Origin of the sequence: Roseateles chitinivorans, from assembly GCF_050632235.1 — a bacterium.
GTDB lineage: Bacteria > Pseudomonadota > Gammaproteobacteria > Burkholderiales > Burkholderiaceae_C > Roseateles > Roseateles chitinivorans_A.
Genome location: NZ_CP192584.1, coordinates 6090298 through 6115419, shown reverse-complemented (window position 1 = coordinate 6115419; position 25122 = coordinate 6090298). Strand labels below are relative to the sequence as shown.

General features: G+C 68.4%; 28 protein-coding genes. 22 read left to right on the top strand and 6 right to left on the bottom strand.

Going from position 1 to position 25122, the window contains the following annotated elements; translation table 11 throughout:
• The first annotated feature begins 199 nt into the window (after positions 1 to 199).
• The gene (locus tag ACQ859_RS28025; RefSeq protein ID WP_431260650.1) at positions 200 to 1072 is read left to right on the top strand and encodes a ribose-phosphate diphosphokinase; all 873 of its coding nucleotides are present in this window, start codon (positions 200 to 202) and stop codon (positions 1070 to 1072) included.
• A 117-nt stretch (positions 1073 to 1189) separates the two neighbouring features.
• On the opposite strand, the gene gpmA is transcribed toward ACQ859_RS28025, so the two are convergent.
• Positions 1190 to 1933, bottom strand: a complete 744-nt coding sequence (gene gpmA, locus ACQ859_RS28020; RefSeq protein WP_297526590.1) for a 2,3-diphosphoglycerate-dependent phosphoglycerate mutase — start codon at positions 1931 to 1933, stop codon at positions 1190 to 1192.
• 232 nt (positions 1934 to 2165) lie between these two features.
• Between gpmA and ACQ859_RS28015 the strand changes: the two genes are divergently transcribed.
• The 8 genes from ACQ859_RS28015 to ACQ859_RS27980 all read left to right on the top strand — a co-directional run bounded on the left by ACQ859_RS28015 (position 2166) and on the right by ACQ859_RS27980 (position 9002).
• Positions 2166 to 3350 (top strand): hypothetical protein, encoded by a 1185-nt coding sequence (locus ACQ859_RS28015; RefSeq protein WP_431263734.1) that lies wholly within the window; start codon positions 2166 to 2168, stop codon positions 3348 to 3350.
• A 21-nt stretch (positions 3351 to 3371) separates the two neighbouring features.
• Complete coding sequence (locus ACQ859_RS28010) at positions 3372 to 3800, top strand: hypothetical protein (protein ID WP_431263733.1); 429 nt, start codon at positions 3372 to 3374, stop codon at positions 3798 to 3800.
• Positions 3801 to 3969: 169 nt separating this feature from the next.
• Positions 3970 to 5484, top strand: coding sequence for a methyl-accepting chemotaxis protein (locus ACQ859_RS28005; RefSeq protein WP_431263732.1), 1515 nt, complete (start codon positions 3970 to 3972; stop codon positions 5482 to 5484).
• A gap of 63 nt (positions 5485 to 5547) precedes the next feature.
• On the top strand, positions 5548 to 5967 hold the full coding sequence (locus ACQ859_RS28000) for a rhodanese-like domain-containing protein (protein WP_431263731.1): 420 nt from the start codon (positions 5548 to 5550) through the stop codon (positions 5965 to 5967).
• Between the two features lie 73 nt (positions 5968 to 6040).
• Positions 6041 to 6298 (top strand): glutaredoxin 3, encoded by a 258-nt coding sequence (grxC, locus tag ACQ859_RS27995; RefSeq protein WP_431263730.1) that lies wholly within the window; start codon positions 6041 to 6043, stop codon positions 6296 to 6298.
• 131 nt (positions 6299 to 6429) lie between these two features.
• Positions 6430 to 6897, top strand: coding sequence for a protein-export chaperone SecB (gene secB / locus ACQ859_RS27990; RefSeq protein WP_431260656.1), 468 nt, complete (start codon positions 6430 to 6432; stop codon positions 6895 to 6897).
• A 108-nt stretch (positions 6898 to 7005) separates the two neighbouring features.
• Positions 7006 to 8016, top strand: coding sequence for an NAD(P)H-dependent glycerol-3-phosphate dehydrogenase (locus ACQ859_RS27985; RefSeq protein WP_431266675.1), 1011 nt, complete (start codon positions 7006 to 7008; stop codon positions 8014 to 8016).
• Entirely contained in the window at positions 8010 to 9002 is a 993-nt protein-coding gene (locus ACQ859_RS27980; RefSeq protein WP_431263729.1) for a Bug family tripartite tricarboxylate transporter substrate binding protein, read from the top strand. The genes ACQ859_RS27985 and ACQ859_RS27980 overlap by 7 nt, the downstream gene beginning before the upstream one ends.
• A gap of 6 nt (positions 9003 to 9008) precedes the next feature.
• Here the strand turns inward: ACQ859_RS27980 and trmL are convergent, their stop codons facing one another.
• Both trmL and ACQ859_RS27970 read right to left on the bottom strand, forming a co-directional pair.
• Positions 9009 to 9479, bottom strand: a complete 471-nt coding sequence (gene trmL, locus ACQ859_RS27975) for a tRNA (uridine(34)/cytosine(34)/5-carboxymethylaminomethyluridine(34)-2'-O)-methyltransferase TrmL (RefSeq protein WP_431263728.1) — start codon at positions 9477 to 9479, stop codon at positions 9009 to 9011.
• A gap of 23 nt (positions 9480 to 9502) precedes the next feature.
• Entirely contained in the window at positions 9503 to 10252 is a 750-nt protein-coding gene (locus ACQ859_RS27970) for a ComF family protein (protein WP_431263727.1), read from the bottom strand.
• Between the two features lie 21 nt (positions 10253 to 10273).
• Between ACQ859_RS27970 and ACQ859_RS27965 the strand changes: the two genes are divergently transcribed.
• From ACQ859_RS27965 to ACQ859_RS27930, 8 genes are all read left to right on the top strand, one after another.
• Positions 10274 to 10891, top strand: a complete 618-nt coding sequence (locus ACQ859_RS27965) for a hypothetical protein (RefSeq protein WP_431263726.1) — start codon at positions 10274 to 10276, stop codon at positions 10889 to 10891.
• Positions 10840 to 11190: a hypothetical protein gene (locus tag ACQ859_RS27960; protein ID WP_431263725.1), complete on the top strand. Its 351-nt coding sequence runs from the start codon at positions 10840 to 10842 to the stop codon at positions 11188 to 11190. Before ACQ859_RS27965 ends, ACQ859_RS27960 begins: the two co-directional genes overlap by 52 nt.
• A gap of 278 nt (positions 11191 to 11468) precedes the next feature.
• Positions 11469 to 12653, top strand: coding sequence for a cytochrome c oxidase subunit II (gene coxB, locus ACQ859_RS27955; RefSeq protein WP_431263724.1), 1185 nt, complete (start codon positions 11469 to 11471; stop codon positions 12651 to 12653).
• Between the two features lie 88 nt (positions 12654 to 12741).
• Positions 12742 to 14373, top strand: coding sequence for a cytochrome c oxidase subunit I (gene ctaD / locus ACQ859_RS27950; RefSeq protein ID WP_431263723.1), 1632 nt, complete (start codon positions 12742 to 12744; stop codon positions 14371 to 14373).
• A 38-nt stretch (positions 14374 to 14411) separates the two neighbouring features.
• Positions 14412 to 14531 carry a cytochrome oxidase small assembly protein gene (locus ACQ859_RS27945; protein WP_331614812.1) on the top strand — a complete coding sequence of 40 codons (120 nt, stop codon included), beginning with the start codon at positions 14412 to 14414 and terminating at the stop codon, positions 14529 to 14531.
• Positions 14528 to 15169 carry a cytochrome c oxidase assembly protein gene (locus ACQ859_RS27940; RefSeq protein ID WP_431263722.1) on the top strand — a complete coding sequence of 214 codons (642 nt, stop codon included), beginning with the start codon at positions 14528 to 14530 and terminating at the stop codon, positions 15167 to 15169. The genes ACQ859_RS27945 and ACQ859_RS27940 overlap by 4 nt, the downstream gene beginning before the upstream one ends.
• A 45-nt stretch (positions 15170 to 15214) precedes the next feature.
• A complete protein-coding gene (locus tag ACQ859_RS27935) occupies positions 15215 to 15466 on the top strand; it encodes a DUF2970 domain-containing protein (protein WP_431263721.1) in 252 nt (83 codons plus the stop codon).
• Between the two features lie 25 nt (positions 15467 to 15491).
• Positions 15492 to 16376, top strand: coding sequence for a cytochrome c oxidase subunit 3 (locus ACQ859_RS27930; RefSeq protein ID WP_431260665.1), 885 nt, complete (start codon positions 15492 to 15494; stop codon positions 16374 to 16376).
• Between the two features lie 71 nt (positions 16377 to 16447).
• On the opposite strand, the gene ACQ859_RS27925 is transcribed toward ACQ859_RS27930, so the two are convergent.
• The gene (locus tag ACQ859_RS27925; protein ID WP_297529916.1) at positions 16448 to 16657 is read right to left on the bottom strand and encodes a DUF2909 domain-containing protein; all 210 of its coding nucleotides are present in this window, start codon (positions 16655 to 16657) and stop codon (positions 16448 to 16450) included.
• Here ACQ859_RS27925 and ACQ859_RS27920 point away from each other — a divergent pair.
• From ACQ859_RS27920 to ACQ859_RS27900, 5 genes are read left to right on the top strand one after another with little or no spacing between them, the layout of a single operon-like run.
• Positions 16647 to 17516, top strand: a complete 870-nt coding sequence (locus ACQ859_RS27920) for an SURF1 family protein (protein WP_431263720.1) — start codon at positions 16647 to 16649, stop codon at positions 17514 to 17516. The genes ACQ859_RS27925 and ACQ859_RS27920 overlap by 11 nt on opposite strands.
• Positions 17497 to 18225, top strand: a complete 729-nt coding sequence (locus ACQ859_RS27915) for an SCO family protein (RefSeq protein ID WP_431263719.1) — start codon at positions 17497 to 17499, stop codon at positions 18223 to 18225. Before ACQ859_RS27920 ends, ACQ859_RS27915 begins: the two co-directional genes overlap by 20 nt.
• A gap of 19 nt (positions 18226 to 18244) precedes the next feature.
• On the top strand, positions 18245 to 19447 hold the full coding sequence (locus ACQ859_RS27910; protein WP_431263718.1) for a COX15/CtaA family protein: 1203 nt from the start codon (positions 18245 to 18247) through the stop codon (positions 19445 to 19447).
• Positions 19444 to 20352: a heme o synthase gene (gene cyoE / locus ACQ859_RS27905; RefSeq protein WP_431263717.1), complete on the top strand. Its 909-nt coding sequence runs from the start codon at positions 19444 to 19446 to the stop codon at positions 20350 to 20352. The genes ACQ859_RS27910 and cyoE overlap by 4 nt, the downstream gene beginning before the upstream one ends.
• Positions 20353 to 20395: 43 nt before the next feature.
• Entirely contained in the window at positions 20396 to 21016 is a 621-nt protein-coding gene (locus ACQ859_RS27900) for an SCO family protein (protein WP_431263716.1), read from the top strand.
• Positions 21017 to 21206: 190 nt separating this feature from the next.
• Here ACQ859_RS27900 and rpoH read toward each other — a convergent pair whose 3' ends face one another.
• Positions 21207 to 22121, bottom strand: a complete 915-nt coding sequence (rpoH, locus tag ACQ859_RS27895; protein WP_431263715.1) for an RNA polymerase sigma factor RpoH — start codon at positions 22119 to 22121, stop codon at positions 21207 to 21209.
• A 157-nt stretch (positions 22122 to 22278) separates the two neighbouring features.
• On the bottom strand, positions 22279 to 25068 hold the full coding sequence (locus tag ACQ859_RS27890) for an ATP-binding protein (RefSeq protein WP_431263714.1): 2790 nt from the start codon (positions 25066 to 25068) through the stop codon (positions 22279 to 22281).
• Between the last annotated feature and the right edge of the window lie 54 nt (positions 25069 to 25122).

Sequence of the window (25122 nt, the reverse complement as noted above, 5' to 3'; positions counted from 1 at the left end):
GATCGGGGACGGCAAGTCGTGAGGTTTCCGCGCTTGCCGCGGGGGCCTCATGACTTGGCGGCCAAGCGCGCCCTCGCTGGCAGGTAAGCGACCTCACGCCACCCGCATCGTCCCTCAATCCTCCAACCGGCGGGCTCAGTTCGCCCAGCCCGGGTATGCCGGATGCCCTCCGGGTCCGGATTGGTGCGAGGATCCGCCGATGCTGCTTTGTTTCGAAGATGAACAGGAGTTGGCCACGCGCCTGGCGCGCGAGTTGGGCCGCCCGCTCGGCGTGATCACGCGTCACCGTTTTCCGGATGGGGAACTCCGCCTGGTCCTGCCCAAGCCGTTGCCGGCTGACGTCATCGTGCTGCGAGGATTGCAGCACCAACCCAACGATCGTCTGATCGAGCTGCTGATCACGGCGCCTGCTGCGCGTGGTTGGGGTGTCCGGCACCTGATGCTGGTGGCGCCGTATCTGGCCTACATGCGGCAGGACATGGAGTTCACGCCGGGCGAGGCCGTCAGCCAGCGGCACATCGCCGCGTTGCTGTCGACGCAGTTCGACCGCGTCGTGACGGTGGATCCCCATCTGCACCGGATCGCGAGCCTGGACGAGGTCATGCCCAAGGGTCGGGGCGTCGCGCTGTCGGCGGCGTCGCTGCTGGGACGTTTCATCGCGGTGCAGGTGCCGGGGGCGGTGCTGGTCGGACCGGACGAGGAGTCCGGTCAATGGGTCGCCGAAGCGGCGCGCGCCGCCAAGCTCGATCATGCGGTCGGCCGCAAGGTGCGTTTCGGCGACACGCAAGTGCAACTCGCCTTCCCGGACCTGGAGGTGCGCGGCCGCGCCGTGGTGCTGCTCGATGACATGGCCTCGACGGGCCGGACGCTGATCGGCTCGGCCCGCGAGGCGCTCGAGCGCGGCGCGGCCAGCGTCGACGTCGCGGTCACGCATGCGCTCTTCAATGGCGACGCGTTGCCGGCGCTCCGCGCGGCCGGCGTGCGCCACGTCTGGAGCAGCAACGCCGTGTCGCACGAGAGCAATGCGGTCTGCATCGCGGAACTGCTGGCGACGGCGTTGCGGCGGAAGTAGGTCGCGCCGTCGCGCGGCATGGCCCGCTGCGCACCGTCAACGAAAAAGCCCGGCACTGCCGGGCTTTCGTTCGTCTGCGTCAAGCGCTGTGTGGCCCCGTGCGTGACGCAGCCGATCTCAGGCCTTGCCCTGGTTGGCCACCGCGGCGGCGGCCTTGGCGGCCGCTTCGGCGTCGCCCAGGTAATAGCTCTTGATGGGCTTCAGGTCCTTGTCCAGTTCGTAGACCAGCGGGATCCCGTTGGGAATATTCACGCCAACGATGGCTTCGTCGGCGATGCCATCCAAATACTTCACGAGGGCCCGGATCGAGTTGCCGTGGGCCGCGATCAGCACGCGCTGGCCCGACAGAATGGCGGGTGCGATCTGTTCGTTCCAGTAGGGCAGCACGCGGGCCACGGTGTCCTTCAGGCACTCGGTCAGCGGAATGTCCGAGGGCTGCAGGCCGGCATAGCGGATGTCGCCGCGCTCGCTGCGCGGGTCCGACGCTTCCAGCGCCGGCGGCGGGGTGTCATAGCTCCGGCGCCAGACGAGCACCTGCTCGTCGCCGTACTGCTTGGCCATGTCCGCCTTGTTCAGACCCTGAAGGCCGCCGTAGTGGCGTTCGTTCAGGCGCCAGCTGTGCTTCACCGGCAACCACTGGCGATCCATCTGATCCAGGCAATGCCACAGGGTCCAGATGGCGCGCTTGAGCACCGAAGTGTGGGCCACGTCGAAATCGACGCCGGCTTCCTTCAGCAGACGGCCCGCCTGCTTGGCCTGTTCCACCCCGGTGGGCGTCAGATCCACGTCGGTCCAGCCGGTGAAGCGGTTCTCGAGATTCCAGGTCGATTCGCCATGGCGAATCAGCACGAGCTTGTACATGGGTCTTGGATGGTTTCGTGAGGTTTGGCCGGGTTCCGGCAGGCCCGGCGGATTCTAGAGGCAGCCCTCCAGGGCCTCCGCCTCAAGAAGCCTTCCGCAGGGCCGACAACTGGTTTCGTACCGGGCGAAAGGCGCACTCGCGCCCCAACTTGGTTCGCCAAAAGAACATGCCCGCGTTGGGCATTCACGCTGTACAGGAGTACTTGCAATGATGGTGGTGAAGAACTTGCGCATGACGCCCCTCGCGCTGGCGCTGGTGGCATTCGGCGCGCACGCGCAGGGCCAATCGGACTCGATGTTCTCGTTCTCGGGCTTCGGCACGGTCGGCCTGACCGGTGCGACCAAGGACGGCGCCGAGTACGTCATCCCCGGCCAGGTGCACGGCGCCGACAAGACGATCAGCGGCGAAGTCGACAGCAAGCTGGGCCTGCAGGGCACGGCGAAGTTCAACTCGCAGTTCTCGGCCACCGTGCAGGTGCTGACCAAGCAGACCGGCAAGGGCGACTGGACGCCGCAGGTCGAGTGGGCCTTCGCCAAGTGGCAGGCCACGCCGGGCCTGGCGATCCGCGCTGGCCGCATCGGCGCGCCGTTCTTCGCCGTGTCCGACTTCCGTGACGTGGGCTACGCCAACACCTGGCTGCGCCCGCCGATCGACGTCTACGGCCAGGTGCCGGTGAGCCACTTCGACGGCGCCGACGTGAACTGGACGACCCAGGTCGCCGGCAAGACCGTCTCGCTGCAGGCCTTCGGCGGGGAAGCCTCGTCGTATGTGCGCCAGACCAAGCTCGAGATCAAGAAGATGGTCGGCGTCAACGCCACCGTCGAACTGGCCGATGGCCTGAACCTGCGTGTCGGCCATGCGCAGGGCAAGCTGACCGCGCACAGCGCCACCGTCAGCTCGCTGGTCGGCGCGCTGCGCCAGACGCCGTTCGCCTCGGTCGGCAACGAGATCGACCCCACCGACAAGGACGCCAGCTTCTCCGGCGTCGGCCTGACCTACGACGAAGGCCAGTGGGTCGTCGCCGCCGAGTACACGAAGCGTCGCAACGACTCGTTCGTGCCGGACACCACCGGCTGGTACACGACGGTCGGCTACCGCGTCGGCAAGTTCACGCCGTACGCGACGCTGTCGCAGCAGAAGACCGACAGCAGCAATGTCAACAACACGATCCCGGGCACGGTCGTCGTGGGTGGCCTGCCGCTGCGCGCGGTCGTCGACGCGGTCACCGCCGCGCAGAGCACGCCGCAGAAGACCATCGGTCTGGGCGTGCGCTGGGACGTGTGGCGCAACATCGCCGTCAAGGCCCAGTACGACAGCATCAAGACCACCGGCGCCGGACAGTTCTACAACGTCCAGCCGGGCTTCAGCAACGAGCGCGTCGGCGTCTACAGCGTCGCCGTCGACTTCGTGTTCTAAGCATCAGAAGAAGAGGCCCCCATGCAGTTCAACATGATCAAGCCCATGATCGGCGCGGCGTTGTTCGCCGCCGCCGTGGTCGCGCAGGCGCAGGTCGCCGTCGTGGTCAATCCGAAGAGCCCCGTCGCCAGCATGACCGCCGACCAGGTCGCGAGCATCTTCCTGGGCAAGTCCAACCAGCTGCCCAACGGCAGCGCCGCGCAGGCGGTGGATCTGCCCGACAGCGCCCCGGCGCGCGAGCAGTTCTATTCGAAGGCCACCGGCAAGTCGTCCGCGCAGGTGAAGGCCGCGTGGTCGCGTCTGGTGTTCTCGGGCAAGGGAACGCCGCCCAAGGAACTGGGCGGCGCGGCCGACGTGAAGAAGTTCGTCGCCGCGAATGCCGATGCCATCGGCTACATCGAGAAGTCGGCGGTCGACGGCTCGGTGAAGGTGGTGCTGAGCGTCGATTGACGCCGCCACCGGGGCGGCGCATGCCGCTCCCGCGCCCGCCGCCGAGTCCGCGCAGACGCACCGGTGGCGGGTGTCAGGCGCCGCGCCGGGAAACGGGGCGCCGCCGACTTCGGGCGGAATCGCCGGGGTCGAAGGGGATCGTTGGGACAAAGATGGATTGGAGTCAGGCATGAACTTGAAGACCCGTATCGCGATGCTGCCTGTGCTGGCGGCGATCGTTTTCGCGGTGGGCATCGCGGTGGTGCTGTTCTTTTCGTCGCGGACCTCGGGCGCGATCCACGCGCTGGGCGAGGCCGACTATCCGTACCTCGTGGCCACCAACCAGGTGGCCGCGCAGCTCGAGGCCCTGGGCGGGACGATCCAGTCCGCCGTGGCCGAGGGCGAGAAGAAGCGCCTGGACGAAGCCGCCGAGCGGGCGACCGCGATGCGCAAGGTGATCGCGAGCATCAAGGCGATCCCCGGTCGTGCCGATGCCGGCTCGAAACTGGAAAGCGGCTTCGAGGCCTACTACGCCGCCTCGGTCGAGACGGCGCAGCTGTTCCTCGGCATCAAGCAGGGCGATCAGGCGGGCTCGATCCCGAAGATGCAGGCCGCGCAGAAGGCGCTGGAGCAGACGCTCGGCGACGCGCGCGCCGATGCGAAGACGACCTTCGACGCGACGCTCGCGAGCGCCGAGAAGGGCGTCGGCTCGGGCCTGTGGGCGACCGTGCTGAGCGGCCTGATCGTCGTCGTGTGCCTGGGCGCGGGGTCGTGGCTGCTGATCGCCAGCGTGTGGCGCCAGCTCGGCGGCGAGCCGGAGTACGCCCGTGACGTGATGCGCCAGATGGCCGAGGGCGACCTCTCGCAGACCATCCGCGTCGCACCGGGCGCCGATGCCAGCCTGCTGGCGGCGGTGCGCGACATGTCGCAGGGCCTGTCGGCGATCGTCGGCAACGTGCGCAGCGGCACCGACTCGATGACGGTGGCCTCGCGCGAGATCGCCGCGGGCAACCAGGATCTGTCGGTGCGGACGGAGAAGCAGGCCGGCTCGCTGGAGCAGACCGCGTCCAACATGCAGCAGCTGACCGAGACCGTGCGCCAGAGCGCCGACGCGGCCAGCCAGGCGAACCAGCTGGCCGGAAGCGCGGCGACCGTCGCGAAGAAGGGCGGAGAGGTCGTCGGGCAGGTCGTCTCGACGATGGACGAGATCAGCGCGAGCTCGCGCAAGATCGGCGACATCATCGGCACCATCGACGGCATCGCATTCCAGACCAACATCCTCGCCTTGAACGCGGCGGTCGAAGCCGCCCGTGCGGGTGAGCAGGGCCGTGGCTTCGCGGTGGTCGCGAGCGAAGTGCGTTCGCTGGCGCAGCGCAGCGCCGAGGCGGCCAAGGAGATCAAGACGCTGATCGGCGCGAGCGTCACCCGTGTCGAGGCCGGTTCGCGCCTGGTGCAGGATGCGGGCTCGACGATGGAGGAGATCGTGGCCAGCGTGCAGCGCGTCTCCGACATCATCAGCGAGATCACCGCGGCGTCCGCCGAGCAGAGCCAGGGCATCGGCCACGTCAACGAGTCGGTGGTGCAGCTGGACCAGATGACGCAGCAGAACGCGGCGCTGGTCGAAGAGGCCGCCGCCGCCGCCAACAGCCTGGAGCAGCAGGCCCGTGCGTTGCAGTCGGCAGTGTCGACCTTCAAGCTGAGCTGACGGACCTGCCTGGCGGGGTTTCTATAATCCTCTGCTTTTGCATCCAACCGAACGGGCCCCGCCTTGAAGTTCCTGATTGAAAACTGGTATCTCGTGCTGTCGGCCCTGGTGTCGGGCGGTCTGCTGCTGTGGACGTCGATGCGCGGCAAGGCGGGCGGCGTGCCGACGGCCGAGGCGGTGCGCCTGGTCAACCGCGAGAAGGGCGTGCTGGTCGACGTGAGCGAGGCGGAGGAGTTCGCCGCCGCCCACGCCAAGGGGGCCCGCAGCGTGCCGCTGTCGACGCTGACTGGCACGGAGCTTCCGGCCAAGCAACTGCCCAGCAACAAGGCCCTGCCGGTGGTGCTGATGTGCAAGACCGGCGCACGCGCGCAGCGCGCCGCTGGCATCCTTCAGAAACAGGGCTACGCGAACGCGGTCGCTGTCCAGGGCGGCCTGACCGCCTGGCGCGAGGCGAGTTTGCCTGTCGAGACGTCCGCGGCCTGACCGCCCTGGCGACCGCGCCGGCACGACCGTTGCCGGTGGAGGGACGCTCGACACGATTCTTGGAGAACTGGCGATGGCCGCCGTGAAGATGTATACGACCCTGGTCTGCCCGTACTGCGTGCGGGCGAAGCACCTGCTCAAGCAGCGGGGTGTCAGCCAGATCGAGGAGGTCCGTGTGGACCTGGACCCGTCGCAGCGCGACGCGATGATCCAGCAGACGGGCCGTCGCACCGTGCCGCAGATCTTCATCGGCGACACCCATGTCGGCGGGTGCGACGACCTGATGGCGCTGGACCAGCGCGGCGGATTGCAACCGTTGTTGCAGGCCTGATACCTGGATCCCTGAAGCGACACCCGAAGTCTTCGCCGATCTCCGGAAACCCTCACCGGCGTGTCGCGAACGCTCGGTCATAATGCCCGCCACGGCTCGCCGCTGGCGGGCTTTTTCATTTGGATGACCCCATGGCCGACGACAACAACGCTCCCGTGTTCCAGATCCAGCGCATGTACCTGAAGGACCTGTCGCTGGAGCAGCCCAACGCCCCGGCGATCCTGCTGGAGCAGGCCCAGCCGCAAGTCGACATCAAGCTCTCGCTGGCCGCCGAACCGGTCGCCGAAGGCCTCTTCGAAGTCAGCGTCACCGCCACCGTCACGACGACGGTGCAGGACAAGACCCTGTTCCTGATCGAAGCCAAGCAGGCCGGCATCTTCGAGATCCGCAACCTGCCGCAGGATCAGCTCGAAGGCATCCTGGCGATCGTCTGCCCGCAGATGATCTACCCGTACCTGCGCGCGATCGTGTCGGACGTCTGCACGCGCGCCGGCTTCCCGCCGGTCATGCTGACGGAAGTGAACTTCCAGGCGATGTTCGAGGCCCAGCAGGCGCAACTGGCTGCCAACGGCCAGGGCGGCGAAGCCGTCCCGAACTGAACCTCGGTCCATGAGCGCGCCGGCCTCGCGGATCTGTCCGCCGGCCGGCGTGTTTCATTGCAGGCTTCCCTTCCTCGATCCTCCGAACCGACCATGACTGCTCCGCGCATGAAGATCAGCGTGCTCGGCGCCGGTGCCTGGGGCACGGCGCTGGCCATCGCCGCGAGCGCGCGCCATGACGTGATGCTGTGGGCGCGCGACGCCGGGGCGATCGCCGCAATGCGCGCCGATCGCCGCAACGTCCGCTATCTGCCCGATTCGCCGCTGCCCGCAGCGCTGGCACTGAACGACGACCTCGACGGCGCGCTCGTGCATGGCCGCGAAGGGTTGATCGTCATCGCGACGCCGATGTCGGGCCTGCGCGGCATGCTGGCGCTGTTGCCGGCCGGCGCGCGGGCGCAGTGGCTGTGCAAGGGGTTCGAGGCCGGCACCGGGCTGCTCGGCCACGAGATTGCGCGCGAGGTCGCGCCGCAGCTGGCCACGGGCATCCTGTCGGGGCCGAGCTTCGCGCAAGAAGTGGCGGCCGGCCAGCCGACCGCGCTCGTGTCCGCTTCGGGCGACGCGGCGCTCGCGCAATTGGGCGTGTCCGCGTTCCACAGCGAGCGGCTGCGTGTGTATTCGTCGGCCGATCCGGTCGGTGTCGAAGTCGGCGGCGCGGTCAAGAACGTGATGGCGATCGCCGTCGGCATCGCTGATGGCCTGCGGCTCGTCGCCGAGGCGAAGGGCGTGAAGGGCCCCGGCCTCAACGCCCGCGCCGCGCTGATCACGCGCGGGCTTGCCGAGATGCAAAGGCTCGCGCTCGCGCTGGGCGCGCAGCAGGAGACGCTGCTCGGGCTCGCGGGTCTGGGAGACCTGGTGCTCACCGCCACCGGCGACCTGTCGCGCAACCGCCGTGTCGGCCTGCTGCTCGCCGAGGGCCTGGACCTGCCGGGCATCCTCGTGAAGTTGGGCCACGTCGCCGAAGGCGTCTACAGCGCGCCGACCGTGCTGGCGCGTGCGCAGCGCGCCGGCGTCGACATGCCGATCACCGCTGCGGTCGTCGACGTGCTGGAAGGCCGCATGACCACGCATGAAGCCCTGGACGCGCTGATGGGGCGCCAGGCCAAGTCCGAGTGGTGAACCGTCGGACGTTGATCGTCGCGGCCACCGCGACGTCGGCCTCGACCGCGTTCGGCGCTTGGCCGCTGTCCGGCCGCGCCGCGACACCGTGGCCGTCGCGACCGATCCGCCTCGTCGTGCCGTTCCCGGGCGGCAGCTCGCCCGACCTGATTGCGCGTTATCTCGCCGAGCCGCTCGCGCAGGCGCTGGGTCAGCCCATCGTCATCGACAACAAGCCCGGCGCCGGCGGCAATATCGGCACCGGCGCGGTCGCGAAGGCATCGCCCGACGGCCACACGCTGCTGTTCACGATCCAGGGGCCGTTGATCACCGCGCCGTTGCTGGCGAAGTCATTGCCGTATGACCCGCAGCGCGAGCTGCGTGCGGTCAGTTTCATCGCGAGTTCGCCGAACGTGCTCGTCGTGCCGCCGTCGCTGGGCGTGGACACGCTGGCGCAGTTCGTCGCGCTGGCGAAGCAGCGCGCGGGCGCATTGAACTACGGCAGCATCGGCAACGGCAGTGCCGCGCACCTGGCGATGGAATCGTTCATCGCGCGCGCCGGGTTGAAGCTGGTCCACGTGCCGTATGCCGGCTTCCCGCAGGTCGTGAACGCGATGCTGGCCGGTCAGATCCATGCCGGCTTCATGGTGCCGGCCATCGCGATGCCGCAGGTCAAGGCAGGCAAGCTGAAGGCGCTGGCGGTGACGAGCGCCGGACGTTTCGGGGCGCTCGCCGAACTGCCGACCGTCGCCGAGTCGGGGTATCCCGGCTTCGAGGCGACGTCGTGGCAGGCATTGCTGGCGCCGGCGGGTACACCGGATGGCATCGTTCGTCGCGTTGCTGACGAAGTCATCCGCATCGTCCGCGGCGAGAGCTTCCGGCGCGAACTGCTGCCGCTGTACTTCAGTGCGGCAGGCACGTCGCCCGAAGGGCTCGACAGTTTGATGCGCGACGAGCGTCAGCGCTGGGGCGCGCTGATCAGGCAGTTGAAGCTGGATCGCGAATAGCGGGGGCTAGACGCCGTCGGCGTAGCCGTTCTGCCGCCAGGCCTCGAAGACCGCCACCGCCACGGCATTGCTGAGGTTCAGGCTGCGCTGTCCGTCGCGCATCGGCAGCCGCACGCGTTGATCAAGCGGGAAGCTGTCGCGCAAGGGGGTTGGCAAGCCCGCCGTTTCGCAACCGAAGATCAGCCAGTCGCCGGGCTTGAGTTCGACCGACGGCAGCAGCCGGCTGCCGCGCGTCGTGAACGCGAACATCCGCGCCGCATCGGGCCGCTCGGCGGCGATGAAGCGGTCCCAATCCGCGTGCCGCAGCACCGGCGCGTACTCGTGATAGTCCAGACCCGCGCGTTGCAGCAGCTTGTCCTCCATCGAGAACCCCAGCGGTTCGATCAGATGCAGCCGGCAGCCGGTGTTGGCCGCGAGCCGGATCACGTTGCCGGTGTTGGGCGGAATCTCCGGATGGACCAGCACGATGTTGAACATGGACGAAGCTCTTTCGACAGGAATCAGGGCGTGCGCGCGACGACCCAGGCCTGCACGTCGCGGGCGCCGGCGCGACGCAAGGCCAGCGCGGCCTCGTGCAGCGTGGCGCCGCTGGTCATGACATCGTCGACCATCGCGACGCGCTGCCCGTGCACCGGCTTCACGACGGCGAACGCGCCGCGCAGATTGCCGCGGCGCTCGTCCAGCGGCAACTGCGCCTGCGGGTCGGTGTGACGCACACGCATCAGGGTCAGCGCGCAAAGTCGTGATTGTCGCTGCGCGTCCAAGGGGAGTGTGAGTCGCCGCGCGATCTCGTGCGCCTGGTTGTAGCCGCGCTCGCGCAAGCGTTGGACCGACAGTGGAACCGGCACGATCAGGTCGGGCGCGTCGACCCGCGCCAGTTCCAGCGCGCGGGACAACCGCGCCGCGAGCAGTGGTGCATGTTCGAGTCGCTCGCCGAACTTCAGCCCGAGCAGCAGCCGGTCCCACGGGAACAGGTAGTCCATCCCCGCGACGCAACGCGACAACGGCATCGGATGGGACGCGCAACGCCCGCAGCGCATCGCGTCCGTGGCGCGCGTGCCGGCCGGCAGCCGCAGGGCGCAGAGCGCGCAGCGCGGCCCCGCGTCGACCGGATGCTGCGCCTCGCAGTCTTCGCACAACGGACCCCGGCACCAGCATCGGCAGAACGCGCACTGCCCCGGCCAGAACCGCGCGAGGCCGCTGCCCATCGAGGATCGCGCCAATGCCCGGCGCCGGAACAGGTCAAGCATGGCCGCCTACAATCCTGCCCCATGACTGGAGATGAGGCCTTGCCGCCAAGCACACAGCAGATCGATGCGGGCGCGGCGCGGCGGCAGCGCCATCGCCTGGCCGCGTCGGACCAGGCCCCGTGGCTGCATCAGGAAGTGGCCACGCGCATGCTGGACCGGCTGCCGGTGATCCGCCTCCAGCCGACGGCCGTGCTGCAGAGCCGCCCGTCGATCGGCGGCGGCGACGAAGGCCTGCGCCAGCACTACCCGCAAGCGACGCAGCTGTGGCTCGAACCCGACGCCGACGTGCGCGCGCTGCTCGCGCAGCGGCTCAAGCGCGGCTTCATGCAATCGATGGTGGACAAGCTGCGCGGCAGCGCGCCGACCGAGCTCATCACCGATCCGCCCGCCGGCGCCGCACAACTGGCGTGGTCCAACATGGAACTCCATGCCGAAGCCGACAAGCCCGCGCTGGTGAAGACCTGGCACGCGGGACTGGCGGTGGAGGGCTGCCTGATGTTCTCGTGCCTCGGTCCCGACAGCTTCATCGAACTGCGCCCGATCTTCGCCCGCGAGGGCTGGGGACCCCGGCGCCGGACTGGGTCGACATGCATGACCTCGGCGACCTGCTCGTGCACGCGGGCTTCGCCGATCCGGTGATGGACCAGGAACATCTGCGCCTCACCTGGGGCTCGCCGCAGGACCTGCTGCGCGATCTGCGCGCACTCGGCGGCAACCTCGCGCCGGCCCGGCTGCGCGGTCTGCGCACGAAATCCTGGCGCGAACGGCTCATGCACGCGCTCGAATCGCTGCGCGGCCCGGACGGCCGCCTGTCGCTGAGCATCGAACTGGTCTACGGCCATGCGTTCAAGCCTCAACCGAAGGTGAAGGTGGCGGCCACGACCGAGGTCTCGCTGGATCAGATGCGGGCGATGGTGCGCGGCGCGGGCAAACACTGACCCCCGTCCTTCGCGGGCTCGGCTAGCCCCGCGCTTTCAGAGGGCGAGAGCGCACCATTCTGCGGGTAATCCTGGGCGGTTCGGCGCGTCGCGCCCAGTCATAGTGCGCCAGGGGGTGGGCTAGAATCCGCCCCCGACTGGAGTACGTCTGCTGGCCCCGTAGGTTTCCGCCATCGCTTGGCGCCGGAGCCCGCGCTACGAGCGGGCTCGAGCGCCGAAGCCGCCTGGAGGAGACCCGGGTGACAAGAGCTTGAGAAAGACTGGATAAAGAGACGACCATGACGATTGAACACAGTTGTGTGCAACTGGGGCGCCGCTGCAGCCAGCTCGCGTTCGGCCTGACGGCCGCGCTGGCCAGCCAGGTCGCCTTGGCGGTCAACGACCTCCCCGGAGGTCCGGCCGTCAACCAGCTGAATCTGCACCCGCCGGTCACCAAGATCGCGCATGAGCAGATGTGGCTGCACAACATGATGCTGATCCTCTGCCTGGCGATCTTCCTCGCCGTGTTCGGCGTGATGTTCTATTCGATCTTCAAGCACCGGAAGTCCAAGGGCGCCGTGTCCGCCAACTTCCACGAGAGCGTGAAGGTCGAGATCGCGTGGACCGTCGTGCCCTTCATCATCGTCATCCTGATGGCGCTGCCGGCGACCAAGGTCGTCGTGGCGATGAAGGACACCACCAACTCCGACCTCACGATCAAGGCCACCGGCTACCAGTGGAAGTGGGGCTACGACTACCTGAAGGGCGAGGGCGAGGGCATCGGCTTCGTCTCGACGCTGGACGCCTCGCACCGCGCGCTGTCGGACTCCGGCCACCCCGGCCAGGTCGACAACTACCTGCTCAAGGTGGACAACCCGCTGGTCGTGCCGGTCGACAAGAAGATCCGCATCATCACGACCGCCGACGACGTCATCCACGCCTGGATGGTGCCGGCCTTCGGCGTCAAGCAGGACGCGATCCCGGGCTTCGTGCGCGACACCTGGTTCAAGGCCGAGAAGACCGGCGACTTCTACGGCCAGTGCGCCGAGCTCTGCGGCAAGGAGCACGCGTACATGCCGATCCACGTCAAGGTGCTGAGCGCCAAGGACTACAGCGCCTGGGTCGGCGAGGAACAGAAGAAGATCGCCGCCAAGGCGGACGATCCGAGCAAGGTCTGGACGATGGACGAGCTGCAGGCCCGCGGCCAGAAGCTGTTCGACGCCAACTGCGCGGTCTGCCACAAGGCCGACGGCAAGGGCGCGGGCCAGTTCCCGGCGCTGGACGGCTCGGCGATCGTGAAGGCCGAGGACCACACCCAGCAGCTCCACCTGGTGCTGAACGGCAAGGGCCAGATGCCGGCCTGGAAGACGGTGCTCAAGGACAGCGAGATCGCCGCCATCGTCACCTATACGAAGAACGCCTGGTCCAACAAGACCGGCCAGATCGTGCAGCCCGCGGAAGTCGTGGCCGAGCGCGCCAAGTGACCGGCGGTCACGCGCGCCCGACCCGACCCTTTCCGCCTGACCGACTGAACGCCAGATCGCCCCGGCGACCAGCTACCGAGGATTTGACATGAGTGCAGTGCTCGACCACCCGACCGGTCATGCCCATGACCATGACGATCACCACGACCACCATGCCCCGACGGGCTGGCGGCGCTGGGTCTTCGCGACGAACCACAAGGACATCGGCACGATGTACCTGCTGTTCAGCTTCACGATGCTGATGATCGGCGGCATCCTGGCGCTGTGCATCCGTGCCGAGCTGTTCCATCCGGGCCTGCAGTTCTTCAATCCTGAGCTGTTCAACCAGTTCACGACGATGCACGGCCTGATCATGGTGTTCGGCGCGATCATGCCGGCCTTCGTCGGCTTCGCGAACTGGATGATCCCGCTGCAGATCGGCGCGTCGGACATGGCCTTCGCGCGGATGAACAACTTCAGCTTCTGGCTGATGATCCCGGCGGCGCTGATGCTGGTGGGCTCGTTCTTCATGCCCGGCGGCGCGCCGGCCGCGGGCTGGACGCTCTACGCGCCGCTGACGCTGCAGATGGGCCCGTCGATGGACGCCGGCATCTTCGCGATGCACATCCTGGGCGCGTCCTCGATCATGGGCTCGATCAACATCATCGTGACCATCCTCAACATGCGCGCCCCCGGCATGACGCTGATGAAGATGCCGATGTTCGCGTGGACCTGGCTGATCACCGCCTACCTGCTGATCGCGGTGATGCCGGTGCTCGCCGGCGCGATCACGATGACGCTGACGGACCGCCACTTCGGCACCAGCTTCTTCACGCCCGCGGGCGGCGGCGACCCGGTGATGTACCAGCACATCTTCTGGTTCTTCGGCCACCCCGAGGTCTACATCATGATCCTGCCGGCGTTCGGCATCGTGAGCCAGATCGTCCCGGCCTTCGCCCGCAAGCGCCTGTTCGGCTACGCCTCGATGGTGTACGCGACGGCCTCGATCGCGATCCTGTCCTTCATCGTGTGGGCGCACCACATGTTCGCCACCGGCATGCCGGTCACGGGTCAGCTGTTCTTCATGTACGCGACGATGCTGATCGCGGTCCCGACCGGCGTGAAGATCTTCAACTGGCTGGCGACGATGTGGCGCGGCTCGATGACCTTCGAGACCCCGATGCTGTGGGCCGTCGGCTTCATCTTCGTGTTCACGATGGGCGGCTTCACGGGCCTCATCCTGGCGGTCGCACCGGTCGACATCCAGCTCCAGGACACCTACTACGTGGTGGCCCACTTCCACTACGTGCTGGTGGCCGGCTCGCTGTACGCGCTGTTTGCCGGCGTCTACTACTGGGGTCCGAAGTGGAGCGGCGTCATGTACTCGGAGACGCGCGGAAAGATCCACTTCTGGGGCTCGCTGATCTTCTTCAACCTGACCTTCTTCCCGATGCACTTCCTCGGCCTGGCCGGCATGCCGCGACGCTACGCCGACTACCCGATGCAGTTCGCCGACTTCAACGCGGTGGCCTCGATCGGCGCCTTCGGCTTCGGTCTGATGCAGGTCTACTTCTTCCTCGCCGTGGCCATCCCGATGATGCGCGGCAAGGGCGCGAAGGCCCCGCAGAAGCCGTGGGAAGCCGCCGAGGGCCTGGAATGGGAAGTGCCGTCGCCGGCGCCGTTCCACACCTTCGAGACGCCGCCCAAGCTGGACGTGACGGCCACGAAGATCATCGCCTGATCGAAATTGCCACCGCAGCGGAATCCGAGGACCGATCGATGTCGCCGACGCCCGAGCAACGCAAGAGCAACCTGCGCCTGGCCCTCATCCTGGCCAGCGTGGCGGCGATCTTCGGGATCGGCTTCGTGGTCAAGATCGCGTTCCTCGGGGCGTCATGACCGAACCGACCAAGCGCGCCAGCTGGATCCGCCGGGAGAACCTGCGGATGACCGGCAAGCTGCTGGTCGTGGTGGCGGTGATGGCGTGCTTCGGCTACGCGCTGGTGCCGATGTACCGGGCGATCTGCACGGCGCTGGGCATCAACGTGCTGTCGCTGTCGGAGCGCCAGCACGCGGTGCGCGCCGAGGACGTGAAGAACACGCAGATCGACTACAGCCGGACGATCTCGATCGAGTTCGACGCCAACGCGCGCGGCCCGTGGGACTTCAAGCCGGCCAAGCGCTACCTGACGGTCCATCCGGGCGAGCTGACGACGGTGATGTACACCTTCCAGAACATCCAGACGCGGACCATGTCGGCGCAGGCGATCCCGAGCTACGCGCCCAAGCAGGCGACGCCGTACTTCAACAAGCTCGAGTGCTTCTGCTTCAACGAGTACACGCTGAAGCCGGGCGAGCAGAAGGAATGGCCGGTGGTGTTCGTCATCGACCCGAAGATCCCGAAGGACGTGCGCACGATCACGCTGTCGTACACCTTCTTCGAGGTCGCGGGGAAGGGCAAGGCCCAGGCGAGCCTGTCGGCGCCGACCACGGTGAAGACGCCCGCGGGCGAAGTGAAGATCCAGCCCGGCGCCTGAGCGGCGGGCTGTGCAGAACGACGATGCTGAACGACGATAGCGACGATGTCCGATGACCTGAAGCCGGGCGAGGATCTGAAGCAGGCGATGCGGCGCAAGGGCTCCTTCTGGGCCACGCTGCGCGCGGTGGGCTGGTCCTTCTTCGGCGTGCGCAAGGGATCGGATTACGACAAGGATGTATCGCAGCTCAATCCGCTGCACGTCATCGTGGCGGGCGTCATCGCCGCGGCGGTGTTCGTGGTCGGATTGATCCTGCTGGTCCGCTGGGTGGTGAGCAGCGGTGCGGCAATGAACTGAGAACCGAGTTCGAGGAGAAGAACGCATGTCGGCAACGACGACTCATGGCAACACGCCTTATTACTTCGTGCCCGGCCCCTCGCGGCATCCAGCGATGGCCGCGTTCGGCCTGTTCTGGGTGATCCTGGGCGCGGGCCAGTGGATCAACGGCCACGACTGGGGCAAGTGGTCGCTGCTGTTCGGGCTGCTGTGGTGGGCGTTCACGCTCAAGCAGTGGTTCGGCGACGCGATCCGCGAGAGCGAGACCGGCCAGTACAGCGACCGCATCGACCTGTCGTTCCGATGGAGCATGGGCTGGTTCATCTTCTCGGAGGTGATGTTCTTCGCGGCCTTCTTCGGCGCGCTGTTCTGGTCGCGCGGCTACAGCATCCCCACGCTGGGCAGCCTGGACAATGCGCTGCTGTGGCCCGACTTCAACGGCCTGTGGCCCAGCGTCGCTGCGGGTGCCACCGCCTCGCCGGCGGGCACGGTGGACGCGTTCGCGACGATGGGCCCGTGGCCGATCCCGACGATCAACACCGCGCTGCTGCTGACCTCGGGCGTCACGCTGACCATCGCGCACCATGCGCTGATCGCGGGCAAGCGCGCCAAGACCATCGCCTGGATGTGGGCGACGGTGATCCTGGGCATGACCTTCCTGGGCTTCCAGGGCTACGAGTACTTCCACGCGTACCACGAGCTCAACCTGAAGCTGAACTCGGGCATCTTCGGCTCGACCTTCTACATGCTGACGGGCTTCCACGGCTTCCACGTGTTCGTGGGCATGCTGATGCTGCTGTTCATCACGCTGCGGCTGATGAAGGGGCACTTCACGCCGGACCGCCACTTCGGCTTCGAGGGCGCGGCCTGGTACTGGCACTTCGTGGACGTGGTGTGGCTGGGCCTCTACGTCATCGTCTACTGGCTGTGACCGCGCCCACCGGCGCACAATGAAGAAGCGCCGCTTGAAGCGGCGCTTTTTACTTTCCGATCAGTTGCCGATCACTTTCCGATCGGCAGGCCCGTGGGATGGATCCATCCCATCCAGGCGCTGAAGAGGATGAACAGGAACAGCGCCACCGACAGCCCGACGCGCACCGCCAGTGCGCGGGCCATGGTGGCCTTGCCCTTCTGCTTGCGCAGCATCAGGATGCCGGCCGAGAAGAGCGCGGCCAGGATGCCGATGAACGCGATGAGGACGATGACTTTCATGGCGGACGATTATTCCCAACCGGCCCCGGCGGGGCCATCGGGCCGGGCCCGAAGGCGTCATGCGATCGTGGTGATCGCGACGATCGCCGGCGTGGCGGCGGGGCTGTCGCTCGGGGCCTGGCAACTCGATCGGGCCGATCAGAAAAAGACGATGCAGCGGGCGATCGACGAACGCGGGCAGGAGGCGCCGCTCGTGACCGCCGCGCTGCCAGGCGCGGATCGACCGCCGCAGCAGTCGCTCGAACATCGCCGCGCCGTGCTGGTCGGCGAATGGGATGCGGCGCACACCGTCTACCTCGACAACCGCGTGATGGACGGCCACACCGGCTTCTATGTGGTGACGCCGCTGAAGCTCGCGGGTCGCCACGATGCGATCCTGGTGCAGCGCGGCTGGGGGCCGCGCAACGCGGCGCAGCGCGAAGCGCTGCCGCCGGTGGTCACGCCGACGGGCGAGGTGCGGATCGAGGGCCGGTTGGCGGCGTCCGTATCGAAGGCCTATGCGCTGGGCCGGGACGCGGAGACGGGGCCGATCCGGCAGAATGTGGATCTCGCGGCCTTGCAGGCCGAGACCGGTCTGCGGCTGCTGCCGCAGGTGCTGCTGCAGACGGAGCCGGACCGGGGGGCGTCACCGGCCGGTGCGGCCTCCGCGCCGGAGGCGGCCGACGGTCTCCACCGCCACTGGCCGCCGCCCGCGGTCGACGTCCACAAGCATTACGGATACGCATTTCAATGGTTTGCACTTGCGGCGCTGATCCTGGGTCTCTATGTCTGGTTCCAAGTCCTCGCTCCCTACCGCGCCGGCCGTGCCGTGCGTGCGGCCCGTGCCACCAAGGTCTCCGATGAACAGCGTGATGCGTGACGAGCATGACCACGGCCGCGATGCCGCCCCGGCGCCCCTCGACACGCCGCTGCCGCCCGACGGTCCGGTGACGCTCGCCGTCCATTCGGTGCCGATGCCCGACCTCGATCCGCCGAAGCGCACGCGCTGGACGCTGTGGCTGGTGATGCTGGTCTGCGCGGCGCCGGTGATCGCGTCGTACTTCAGCTTCTACGTGCTGGACCTGCGCGGCCGCGCCTACAGCGACCTGATCACGCCGACGCGCGATCTGCCCACCGCGATGCCCCTGGCGACGCTGCAGGGCGCGCCGGTGGCCGCGGCATCGCTCAAGGGGCAGTGGCTGCTGACCTACGTGCCGGACCGGGCCTGCGACGAGGCCTGCGAGCGCATGCTCTTCATGCAGCGCCAACTGCGCGAGATGCTCGGCAAGGACCGCGACAAGCTCGACAAGCTGGTGCTGCTGCCCGACGACGTCGCGCTGACGCCGGCGCAGGTCGACGCGCTGACCGGCCACGGCGCGCCGGCGACGGTGCTGCGCGCGCCGCGCGCCGCGATCGAGGGCTGGCTGATGGCCGCGCCGGGACGCCGGATGGGCGAGCACCTCTTCCTGGTCGATCCGATGGGGCGCTGGATGCTGCGCTCGCCGGCGACGCCGGAACCGTCGCGGCTGAAGAAGGACCTCGAGCGCCTGATGCGCGCCAACGCCGGCTGGGACAAGCCGGGCCGATGATGACGAGGACGGCCCGCGCATGAACGGATTGGCGCTCGGTTTCGATTTCGAGCCGCTGCTGGAGCTGCTGGCGATGGCCGCGCTCGTCGGCGCGGTGCCGTTGGTCTGGTGGCAGTGGCGGCATCGCGGCGATTCGGCGGCGAAGCGGCTGCGGGCGCTGACGCTGCTGGCGACCTTCCTGACCTTCGACCTGATCCTCATCGGCGCGCTGACGCGGCTGACCGATTCCGGCCTCGGCTGCCCCGACTGGCCCGGCTGCTACGGCAGCGCCTCGCCGATCGGCGCGAAGGCCGAGATCCTCGCCGCGCAGACGGCGATGCCGACGGGGCCGGTGACGCACGGCAAGGCCTGGATGGAGATGCTGCATCGCTACATGGCGGGCGGCGTGGGCTTCCTGCTCGTGGTGCTGGTCGTGCTGAGCTGGTGGGTGTGGGCGCGCGGCCGTCGCACCGGCGAGACGACACCGTCGCCGTGGTGGTCCACGCTGTCGCTGGTGTGGATCCTGGTGCAAGGGATCTTCGGCGCCTGGACGGTGACGATGAAGCTGTTCCCGGCGATCGTGACGACGCACCTGCTGCTGGCACTCGGGCTGCTGATGCTGCTGGCGTGGCAGGCCGAGTCCTACGCGCCGAAGCCGCTGGCCTGGCCGGCCGGGTTGAGGCGCGCGTTCGCGGCCTTCACGCTGCTCGCGATCGTGCAGGTGGCGCTGGGCGGCTGGGTCAGCACGAACTACGCGGTGCTGGCCTGCCAGGACTTCCCGACCTGCCAGGGACAATGGCTGCCGCCGACCGACTTCGAACACGGCTTCACGCTGTGGCGCGAGCTGGGTCGCGGCGCCCACGGCGGCTGGTTGCCCTTCGAGGCGCTGACCGCGATCCACCTGGCGCACCGTGGCGGCGCGATGATCGTGTTCGCCGCGTTGCTGGCGCTGTCCTGGGCCTTGTGGCGCCAGGGCGGCAGCGGCGCAGGCGGCAGTGACGGTCCCGAAGCCCGGCGCTGGGCGCGCCGCCTGCTGGCGGTGGGGGCGTGGCAGCTGGCCTCGGGCCTGTCCAACGTGGTGCTGGGATGGCCGCTGGTGGCCGCGCTGGCCCATACCGGCGGCGCCGCGGCGCTGCTGCTGATGTGTGCGATCGTGCTGGCGCGGCTGCGTGCCGGCCGGACGACAACTGTGATTGAGCCGGTGCCCGTGCGCGCCGGCATCCTGACGATGGGTTCGAAATGAGTTCCGCGACGCAGGCCGCCATGCCCTCCCGCTGGTGGCAGTTCTACCAACTGACCAAACCCCGGGTCGTGCAGCTGATCGTGTTCTGCGCGGTCATCGGCATGGCGCTGGCGATCCCCGGCATGCCGCAGGGCGAGGAATGGGTGCGGCTGATCGCCGGTACCGGCGGCATCTGGCTGGTGGCGGGCGCGGCGGCCGCCTTCAACTGCCTGATCGAGCAGCACATCGACGCCAAGATGAAGCGCACCGCCTGGCGTCCGACGGCGCGCGGCGAACTGAGCCGCAACCAGACGCTGCTGTTCTCGGGCGGGCTGTGCGCGCTCGGGTCGGCGATCCTGTACGTGCTGGTGAATCCGCTGACGATGTGGCTGACCTTCGCGACCTTCGTCGGCTACGCCATCATCTACACGATGGTCCTGAAGCCGATGACGCCGCAGAACATCGTGATCGGCGGCGCGTCCGGCGCGATGCCGCCGGTCCTGGGCTGGGCGGCGATGCGCGGTGACCTGGGCTCAGAAGCCTGGTTGATGTGCCTGATCATCTTCCTGTGGACGCCGCCGCATTTCTGGGCGCTGGCGCTGTACCGCAGCGAGGACTACCGCAAGGCCGGGCTGCCGATGCTGCCGGTGACGCACGGCAACGAGTTCACGCGGCTGCAGATCTTCCTGTACACCTGGGTGCTGTTCGCCGCGACCTTGCTGCCCTTCCTGACGGGCATGAGCGGCTGGATCTACCTGGCGGCGGCGATCGTGCTGGGGCTGAGGTTCTGCCATCACGCGTTCAAGCTGTGGCGGGCCTACTCGGAAGCGCTGGCGCGCAAGACCTTCATGTTCTCGCTCTGGCATCTGTCGCTGCTCTTCGGCGCGCTGCTGCTGGACCACTACGTGAGTCCCTGGATCAGCTGAACGGCGGCGGACCTCGGGACCTTCTTTCGGATCGGATGGACGGATGATCTCGCGACGATTTGTGGGTCTTGGCGCCCTGGGCGCGCTCGGGGCGGCGACGCTGCTGGCAGGCTGCGACAAGCTGGGGTTCTCCTCGGCGCCCAAGGCCAGTTTCCAGGGCGTGGACCTGACCGGCGCCGCATATGCGCGCAGCTTCAGCCTGCCGGACCAGGATGGCCGCACCCGCACGCTGGAGGACTTCAAGGGCAAGGTCGTCGTCGTGTTCTTCGGCTTCACGCAATGCCCGGACGTCTGCCCGACCACGCTGGCCGAACTGGCGCAGGTCAAGCAGGCCCTCGGGCCGGACGGCGACAAGGTGCAGGGCGTGTTCATCACCGTCGATCCGGAGCGCGACAAGCCCGAGTTGCTGAAGGCCTACCTCGGGAACTTCGACCCCTGCTTCGTCGCGCTGCGCGGCACGCCGGAGCAGCTCAAGGCCACGGCCAAGGAGTTCAAGATCTACTACGCGAAGGTGCCTGGGAAGACACCGGACAGCTACACGATGGACCACACGGCAGCGAGCTTCCTGTTCGACCCGCAGGGGCGGGTGCGGGTGTTCTCGCGCTATGGCGCGGGAGCGCAGGCGCTGATGGGTGACATCAAGACGCTGATCGCCGGCCAGTAAACGGGCGCTCGGCCTGCAGGGGCCAGGGGGCCGGCCCTCATACGTGTCACATGTTCCACAAATCGGGCCGGCCCCCTGGCCCCTGCAGGCCTCCGGTACGAGGGGTGGACGCTCGCCAGAAAAGACGAAGGCCCCGCATCGCGGGGCCTTCTTCATGGCGCGTCGATCAGAGGATCGAGCGACTCGTGGATCAAGCGGCTTCCGCCACCATCGCCTTGCGCATCTTCTTCATCGCGGCGACTTCGATCTGCCGGATGCGTTCCGCGGAGACGCCGTATTCCGCCGCCAGTTCGTGCAGCGTCATGCCGCCGGAGCCGTCGTCGTTGACGTTCAGGTAGCGCTCCGTGACCACGCGCCGGCTGCGGTCGTCGAGTTGCTCCAGCGCCTTGTGCAGGCCGTCCGTGGCCAGGCGGTCACGCGACTTCGACTCGATCACCCGCGTCGGTTCCTGCGTGTCGTCCGCCAGGTAGGCGATCGGCGCGAAGGTCTCGCCATCGTCGTCGGTCTGCGGCTCCAGCGCCACGTCGCCACCGGACAGCCGCGTCTCCATCTCGACCACGTCCTCGGGCTTGACGTTGAGCTCCTCCGCCACCAGGGCGATCTCGGCTTCCGTCAGCGAGGTGCGCTGCTGGTTCTCGGCATGTTCCTTCAGCGCGTGCTTCTTCGAGCGCAGGTTGAAGAACAGCTTGCGCTGCGCCTTGGTCGTCGCGACCTTGACCATGCGCCAGTTCTTCAGGATGTACTCATGGATCTCGGCCTTGATCCAGTGCATCGCGTACGAGACGAGGCGGACGTTCTGCTCCGGGTCGAAGCGCTTGACCGCCTTCATCAGGCCCACGTTGCCTTCCTGGATCAGGTCGCCCTGCGGCAACCCGTAGCCCAGGTACTGGCGCGAGATCGACACCACCAGCCGCAGGTGCGACAGCACCAGCCGACCGGCCGCGTCCACGTCGCCATGCGTCTTCAGACGCGTGGCGTAATCCTTCTCTTCTTCCGGCGTCAGCAGCGGGATGTGGTTGATCGCCGTGATGTACGCATCCAGGTTCCCGAGCGATGGCACCAGGGACCAGGGATCGCGGACCTTCAATGCAAGGGTGTTGGACATGGGTTCTTTGCTCCTGTATCGGGGCGGTCCTCCGACCCGACGCTGGGAATATTAGCACTCATGCCGGATGAGTGCTAAGGCGCCGGAAATCAGGTGAGTCACGGGAGGGCTACCCTTGAAACCGAGTGTGAGCCCGCCGTCTTAGGATCGACTTAAGTCATTGATCTACCGAAGAAATCGGCAGTTCGAAGCTGAACGTCGCCCCCTCGCCGGCATTGCTCCGGACCTGCAGCCGGCTGCCCATCAGTTCCAGCAGCCGCTGGGTGATCACCAGCCCGATGCCCGTGCCCTCGATCCCGCCGACCTCCCGGCCCAGCCGGTTGAACGGCTGGAAAAGCTGGGCCATCTGGGCCTCGGTCAGACCCGGACCCGTGTCGGTCACGCTCAGTTCGACCTGCGAATCATTGACGCGGCGCGTCCGCAGCCACACGCGGCCGCCGTCCTGGTTGTACTTGACGGCATTGCTGAGGAGATTGGTCAGCACCTGCTTGAGCCGGGTGGCATCCGCGCGCACCCGGCCGACGGCGGGATCGAGTGCCACCTCGAGGGTCACCCCGCGTCGCTGGCGCTGGGTCTCGATCATGGCGAGGCTGTCCGAGGTGATCGGCCCCAGGTCCTGGTCGTCGATGTGCACGCGCAGTCCGCCGGCATCCAGTCGCGACAGGTCCAGGGTGTCGTTGATCATCTGCAGCAGATGCCAGCCCGACTGCTGGATCTGGGCGAGCCAACCGCGCTGACGGGCGCTGAGGGTCGATTCCGGGTCCGACTCCAGCAGCTGGGAGAACCCCAGCATCGCGTTCAGCGGCGTGCGCAGCTCGTGGCTCATCCGGGAGAGGAACTCGTTCTTGGCGCGGTTGGCGGCGAGCTCGGCCTCATGGATGCGCTCCAGTTCGGCGAGGCGGAGCTGCTCGCCGATGTCCTCGACGACACCCAGCAGCCGCGCCGGCTGTCCTTGCGCGTCGCGCAGCAGGCTGACGGTGGACCGCACCGTGATCACCTGGCCCTGACCGCCGATGTAGCGTTTGATGCGGCTGTAGCGGCCGAGTTCGCCCCGGATCAGCGCCATGCCCAGTCGGCTGTCCTCCGCGCGATCCTCGGGATGGGTGATCGCCATGATCGAGCGCGCCTGCAGCTGCTCGACGCTCAGGCCCAGCAGCTGGCAGAAGTAGGGGTTGATCTCCTGTGGCCGCGCGTTGAGGTCGCAGGAGACGACGCCGATCGGCGCGTGCTCGACGATGGTCTTGAAGCGGTCCTCGCTGGCGCGCAGGCGCTGGGTGGCCTCCTCGACGCGGCGGGCGACGCGAGCGGTGCTGCCGGTGACCGAGAGCAGCAGCAGGCCCAGCAGCGCGGTCCCGACCAGCCCCGCGATGGCGAAGGGCAGGGCGGCGCCGCCTTCGAGCGTCGGCAGGCCCGAGGGGTTGTAGACGATCAGGCGCCAGGCGCGCCCCGCGAAGTCGAAGTCGCGCGACTGGCTCGGCAGCGCGGCGGGCAGATGCAGGCAGCGCTCGTCGCCGGCGAGCAGCGGACGACGGCTGCCGGCGGTGGCGTCGAGCAGGCAGTAGTCGAGCCGGCCCGCGCGTGCCGGCAGCGCGTCATGCAGCAGCGCCTCCGGGCGCAGCGTCGCGAAGGCCACGCCGATCGGCCGGCGGGCGCGGCCCGTGCCATCGCGCGGATCGGTGGAGCCGCCTTCGTAGAGCGCGCGATAGACCACCACCCCCATCAGCGTCACGCCCGCGTCCTGCGAGAGCGGGAAGCTTTCGCTGGCCGACGGCTCGCCGGTGGCCATCGCGCGTTCCTGCGCGGCGCGCGCCTGGGGGATGTTGCGGACGTTGGCGCCCAGCGCCGGACGGTTGCGCGCGAACGGCGCGATGAGGCGGATCGGCAGCCGGTCCTCGGCGGGATCCGGGGTCAGGTCGCCGGGCCGGCGCCGTTCGTATACGCGGTATCCGGCATAACCGTCGGCCTGGGCCGCGCGCTCGAACGCGGGCATGTCCTGCGGACGCACCAGCGGCGCCCAGCCGACCGCGAACACGGCACCGCCGGCGCGGGCGCGCTCGGCATGGGCGCGTTCGAAGTCGAGGCGGCTGATGCCGGGCGCGACCAGCAGCAGGCTGTGGTTGGCCTCGAGCGCGGTCAGCGGCATCGACAGCGTGTCCGACAAGGTGTTCAGCGCGTTGACCGCCTCGAGGTCGAAGGCGTGGCGCCGGCGGCCCTCCTCGTTGCGGGCGACATGGAGCGTGGCGCCGAACAGCAGCGCGCACGCGATCAGCAGCGGCAGGGCGACGCTCAGTCGTCGCGGCGCCCAGTGCTTGCGCGGCAGGCCGAACAGCGCCAGCGACACCGGCGCGCCGATCAGCACGCCGATGGCATCGCCGACCCACCACGCGAGCCAATGGGAGACGAGCTGCGACGGCCCGATCGCGCCGGTGATCCACAGCGCCACGACACCGAAGCTCGGTCCGACGAGGCAGGCGATGCCGGCGGTCGCGGCGAGGAAGCGCAGCAGCTCGGCGGGCTCGCACAGCGGCGGGTGTTCGCCCGTCCAGCGCCTCGCGAGCCACGCCCCCAGCCACGCCTGCAGCGCGCCGCCGCCACCGATCAGCAGATGCTGCAGCGGCTGGATGTGCGAGCGCTCGATCCCGAGCGTGAGGCTGACCGCCGCGCCGCCGATCACGATCCCCGGCAGCACGCCGGGGCCCCAGCGCAACGCGGCGGCGACGGCGAGCCCGGCGGCGGGGTAGATCGGGGAGACGAAGTCCGGCGGCAGGATCAGCTTCAGCGCCAGCACGCCGAGCGCGGCGTAGGCCAGCGCGATGGCGAGGTTGAGCAGCGCCAGCCGGATGGCGCCGGCCGCCCCGCCCGATCCGCCCGGTGGTCGTCCCTCGCCGGTCTCGTCGAGCGCCAGCGCGATGGAGGCGGACGTGGCGGGGGAGGACGCGTCGGTCATGAACGCCAGCCTACCCTCGCCGCGAGCATGCCGATACGTTGGATTGCCCCCAGG

Excerpts from the sequence above, each read along its gene's own strand:
- ACQ859_RS28025 (WP_431260650.1), top strand. The coding sequence starts at position 200 with ATGCTGCTTTGTTTCGAAGATGAACAGGAGTTGGCCACGCGCCTGGCG.
- gpmA (WP_297526590.1), bottom strand. The coding sequence starts at position 1,933 with ATGTACAAGCTCGTGCTGATTCGCCATGGCGAATCGACCTGGAATCTC.
- ACQ859_RS28015 (WP_431263734.1), top strand. The coding sequence starts at position 2,166 with ATGACGCCCCTCGCGCTGGCGCTGGTGGCATTCGGCGCGCACGCGCAG.
- ACQ859_RS28010 (WP_431263733.1), top strand. The coding sequence starts at position 3,372 with ATGCAGTTCAACATGATCAAGCCCATGATCGGCGCGGCGTTGTTCGCC.
- ACQ859_RS28005 (WP_431263732.1), top strand. The coding sequence starts at position 3,970 with ATGAACTTGAAGACCCGTATCGCGATGCTGCCTGTGCTGGCGGCGATC.
- grxC (WP_431263730.1), top strand. The coding sequence starts at position 6,041 with ATGGCCGCCGTGAAGATGTATACGACCCTGGTCTGCCCGTACTGCGTG.
- secB (WP_431260656.1), top strand. The coding sequence starts at position 6,430 with ATGGCCGACGACAACAACGCTCCCGTGTTCCAGATCCAGCGCATGTAC.
- ACQ859_RS27985 (WP_431266675.1), top strand. The coding sequence starts at position 7,006 with ATGAAGATCAGCGTGCTCGGCGCCGGTGCCTGGGGCACGGCGCTGGCC.
- trmL (WP_431263728.1), bottom strand. The coding sequence starts at position 9,479 with ATGTTCAACATCGTGCTGGTCCATCCGGAGATTCCGCCCAACACCGGC.
- ACQ859_RS27970 (WP_431263727.1), bottom strand. The coding sequence starts at position 10,252 with ATGCTTGACCTGTTCCGGCGCCGGGCATTGGCGCGATCCTCGATGGGC.
- ACQ859_RS27965 (WP_431263726.1), top strand. The coding sequence starts at position 10,274 with ATGACTGGAGATGAGGCCTTGCCGCCAAGCACACAGCAGATCGATGCG.
- ACQ859_RS27960 (WP_431263725.1), top strand. The coding sequence starts at position 10,840 with ATGCATGACCTCGGCGACCTGCTCGTGCACGCGGGCTTCGCCGATCCG.
- coxB (WP_431263724.1), top strand. The coding sequence starts at position 11,469 with ATGACGATTGAACACAGTTGTGTGCAACTGGGGCGCCGCTGCAGCCAG.
- ctaD (WP_431263723.1), top strand. The coding sequence starts at position 12,742 with ATGAGTGCAGTGCTCGACCACCCGACCGGTCATGCCCATGACCATGAC.
- ACQ859_RS27945 (WP_331614812.1), top strand. The coding sequence starts at position 14,412 with ATGTCGCCGACGCCCGAGCAACGCAAGAGCAACCTGCGCCTGGCCCTC.
- ACQ859_RS27940 (WP_431263722.1), top strand. The coding sequence starts at position 14,528 with ATGACCGAACCGACCAAGCGCGCCAGCTGGATCCGCCGGGAGAACCTG.
- ACQ859_RS27935 (WP_431263721.1), top strand. The coding sequence starts at position 15,215 with ATGTCCGATGACCTGAAGCCGGGCGAGGATCTGAAGCAGGCGATGCGG.
- ACQ859_RS27930 (WP_431260665.1), top strand. The coding sequence starts at position 15,492 with ATGTCGGCAACGACGACTCATGGCAACACGCCTTATTACTTCGTGCCC.
- ACQ859_RS27920 (WP_431263720.1), top strand. The coding sequence starts at position 16,647 with ATGACTTTCATGGCGGACGATTATTCCCAACCGGCCCCGGCGGGGCCA.
- ACQ859_RS27925 (WP_297529916.1), bottom strand. The coding sequence starts at position 16,657 with ATGAAAGTCATCGTCCTCATCGCGTTCATCGGCATCCTGGCCGCGCTC.
- ACQ859_RS27915 (WP_431263719.1), top strand. The coding sequence starts at position 17,497 with ATGAACAGCGTGATGCGTGACGAGCATGACCACGGCCGCGATGCCGCC.
- ACQ859_RS27910 (WP_431263718.1), top strand. The coding sequence starts at position 18,245 with ATGAACGGATTGGCGCTCGGTTTCGATTTCGAGCCGCTGCTGGAGCTG.
- cyoE (WP_431263717.1), top strand. The coding sequence starts at position 19,444 with ATGAGTTCCGCGACGCAGGCCGCCATGCCCTCCCGCTGGTGGCAGTTC.
- ACQ859_RS27900 (WP_431263716.1), top strand. The coding sequence starts at position 20,396 with ATGATCTCGCGACGATTTGTGGGTCTTGGCGCCCTGGGCGCGCTCGGG.
- rpoH (WP_431263715.1), bottom strand. The coding sequence starts at position 22,121 with ATGTCCAACACCCTTGCATTGAAGGTCCGCGATCCCTGGTCCCTGGTG.
- ACQ859_RS27890 (WP_431263714.1), bottom strand. The coding sequence starts at position 25,068 with ATGACCGACGCGTCCTCCCCCGCCACGTCCGCCTCCATCGCGCTGGCG.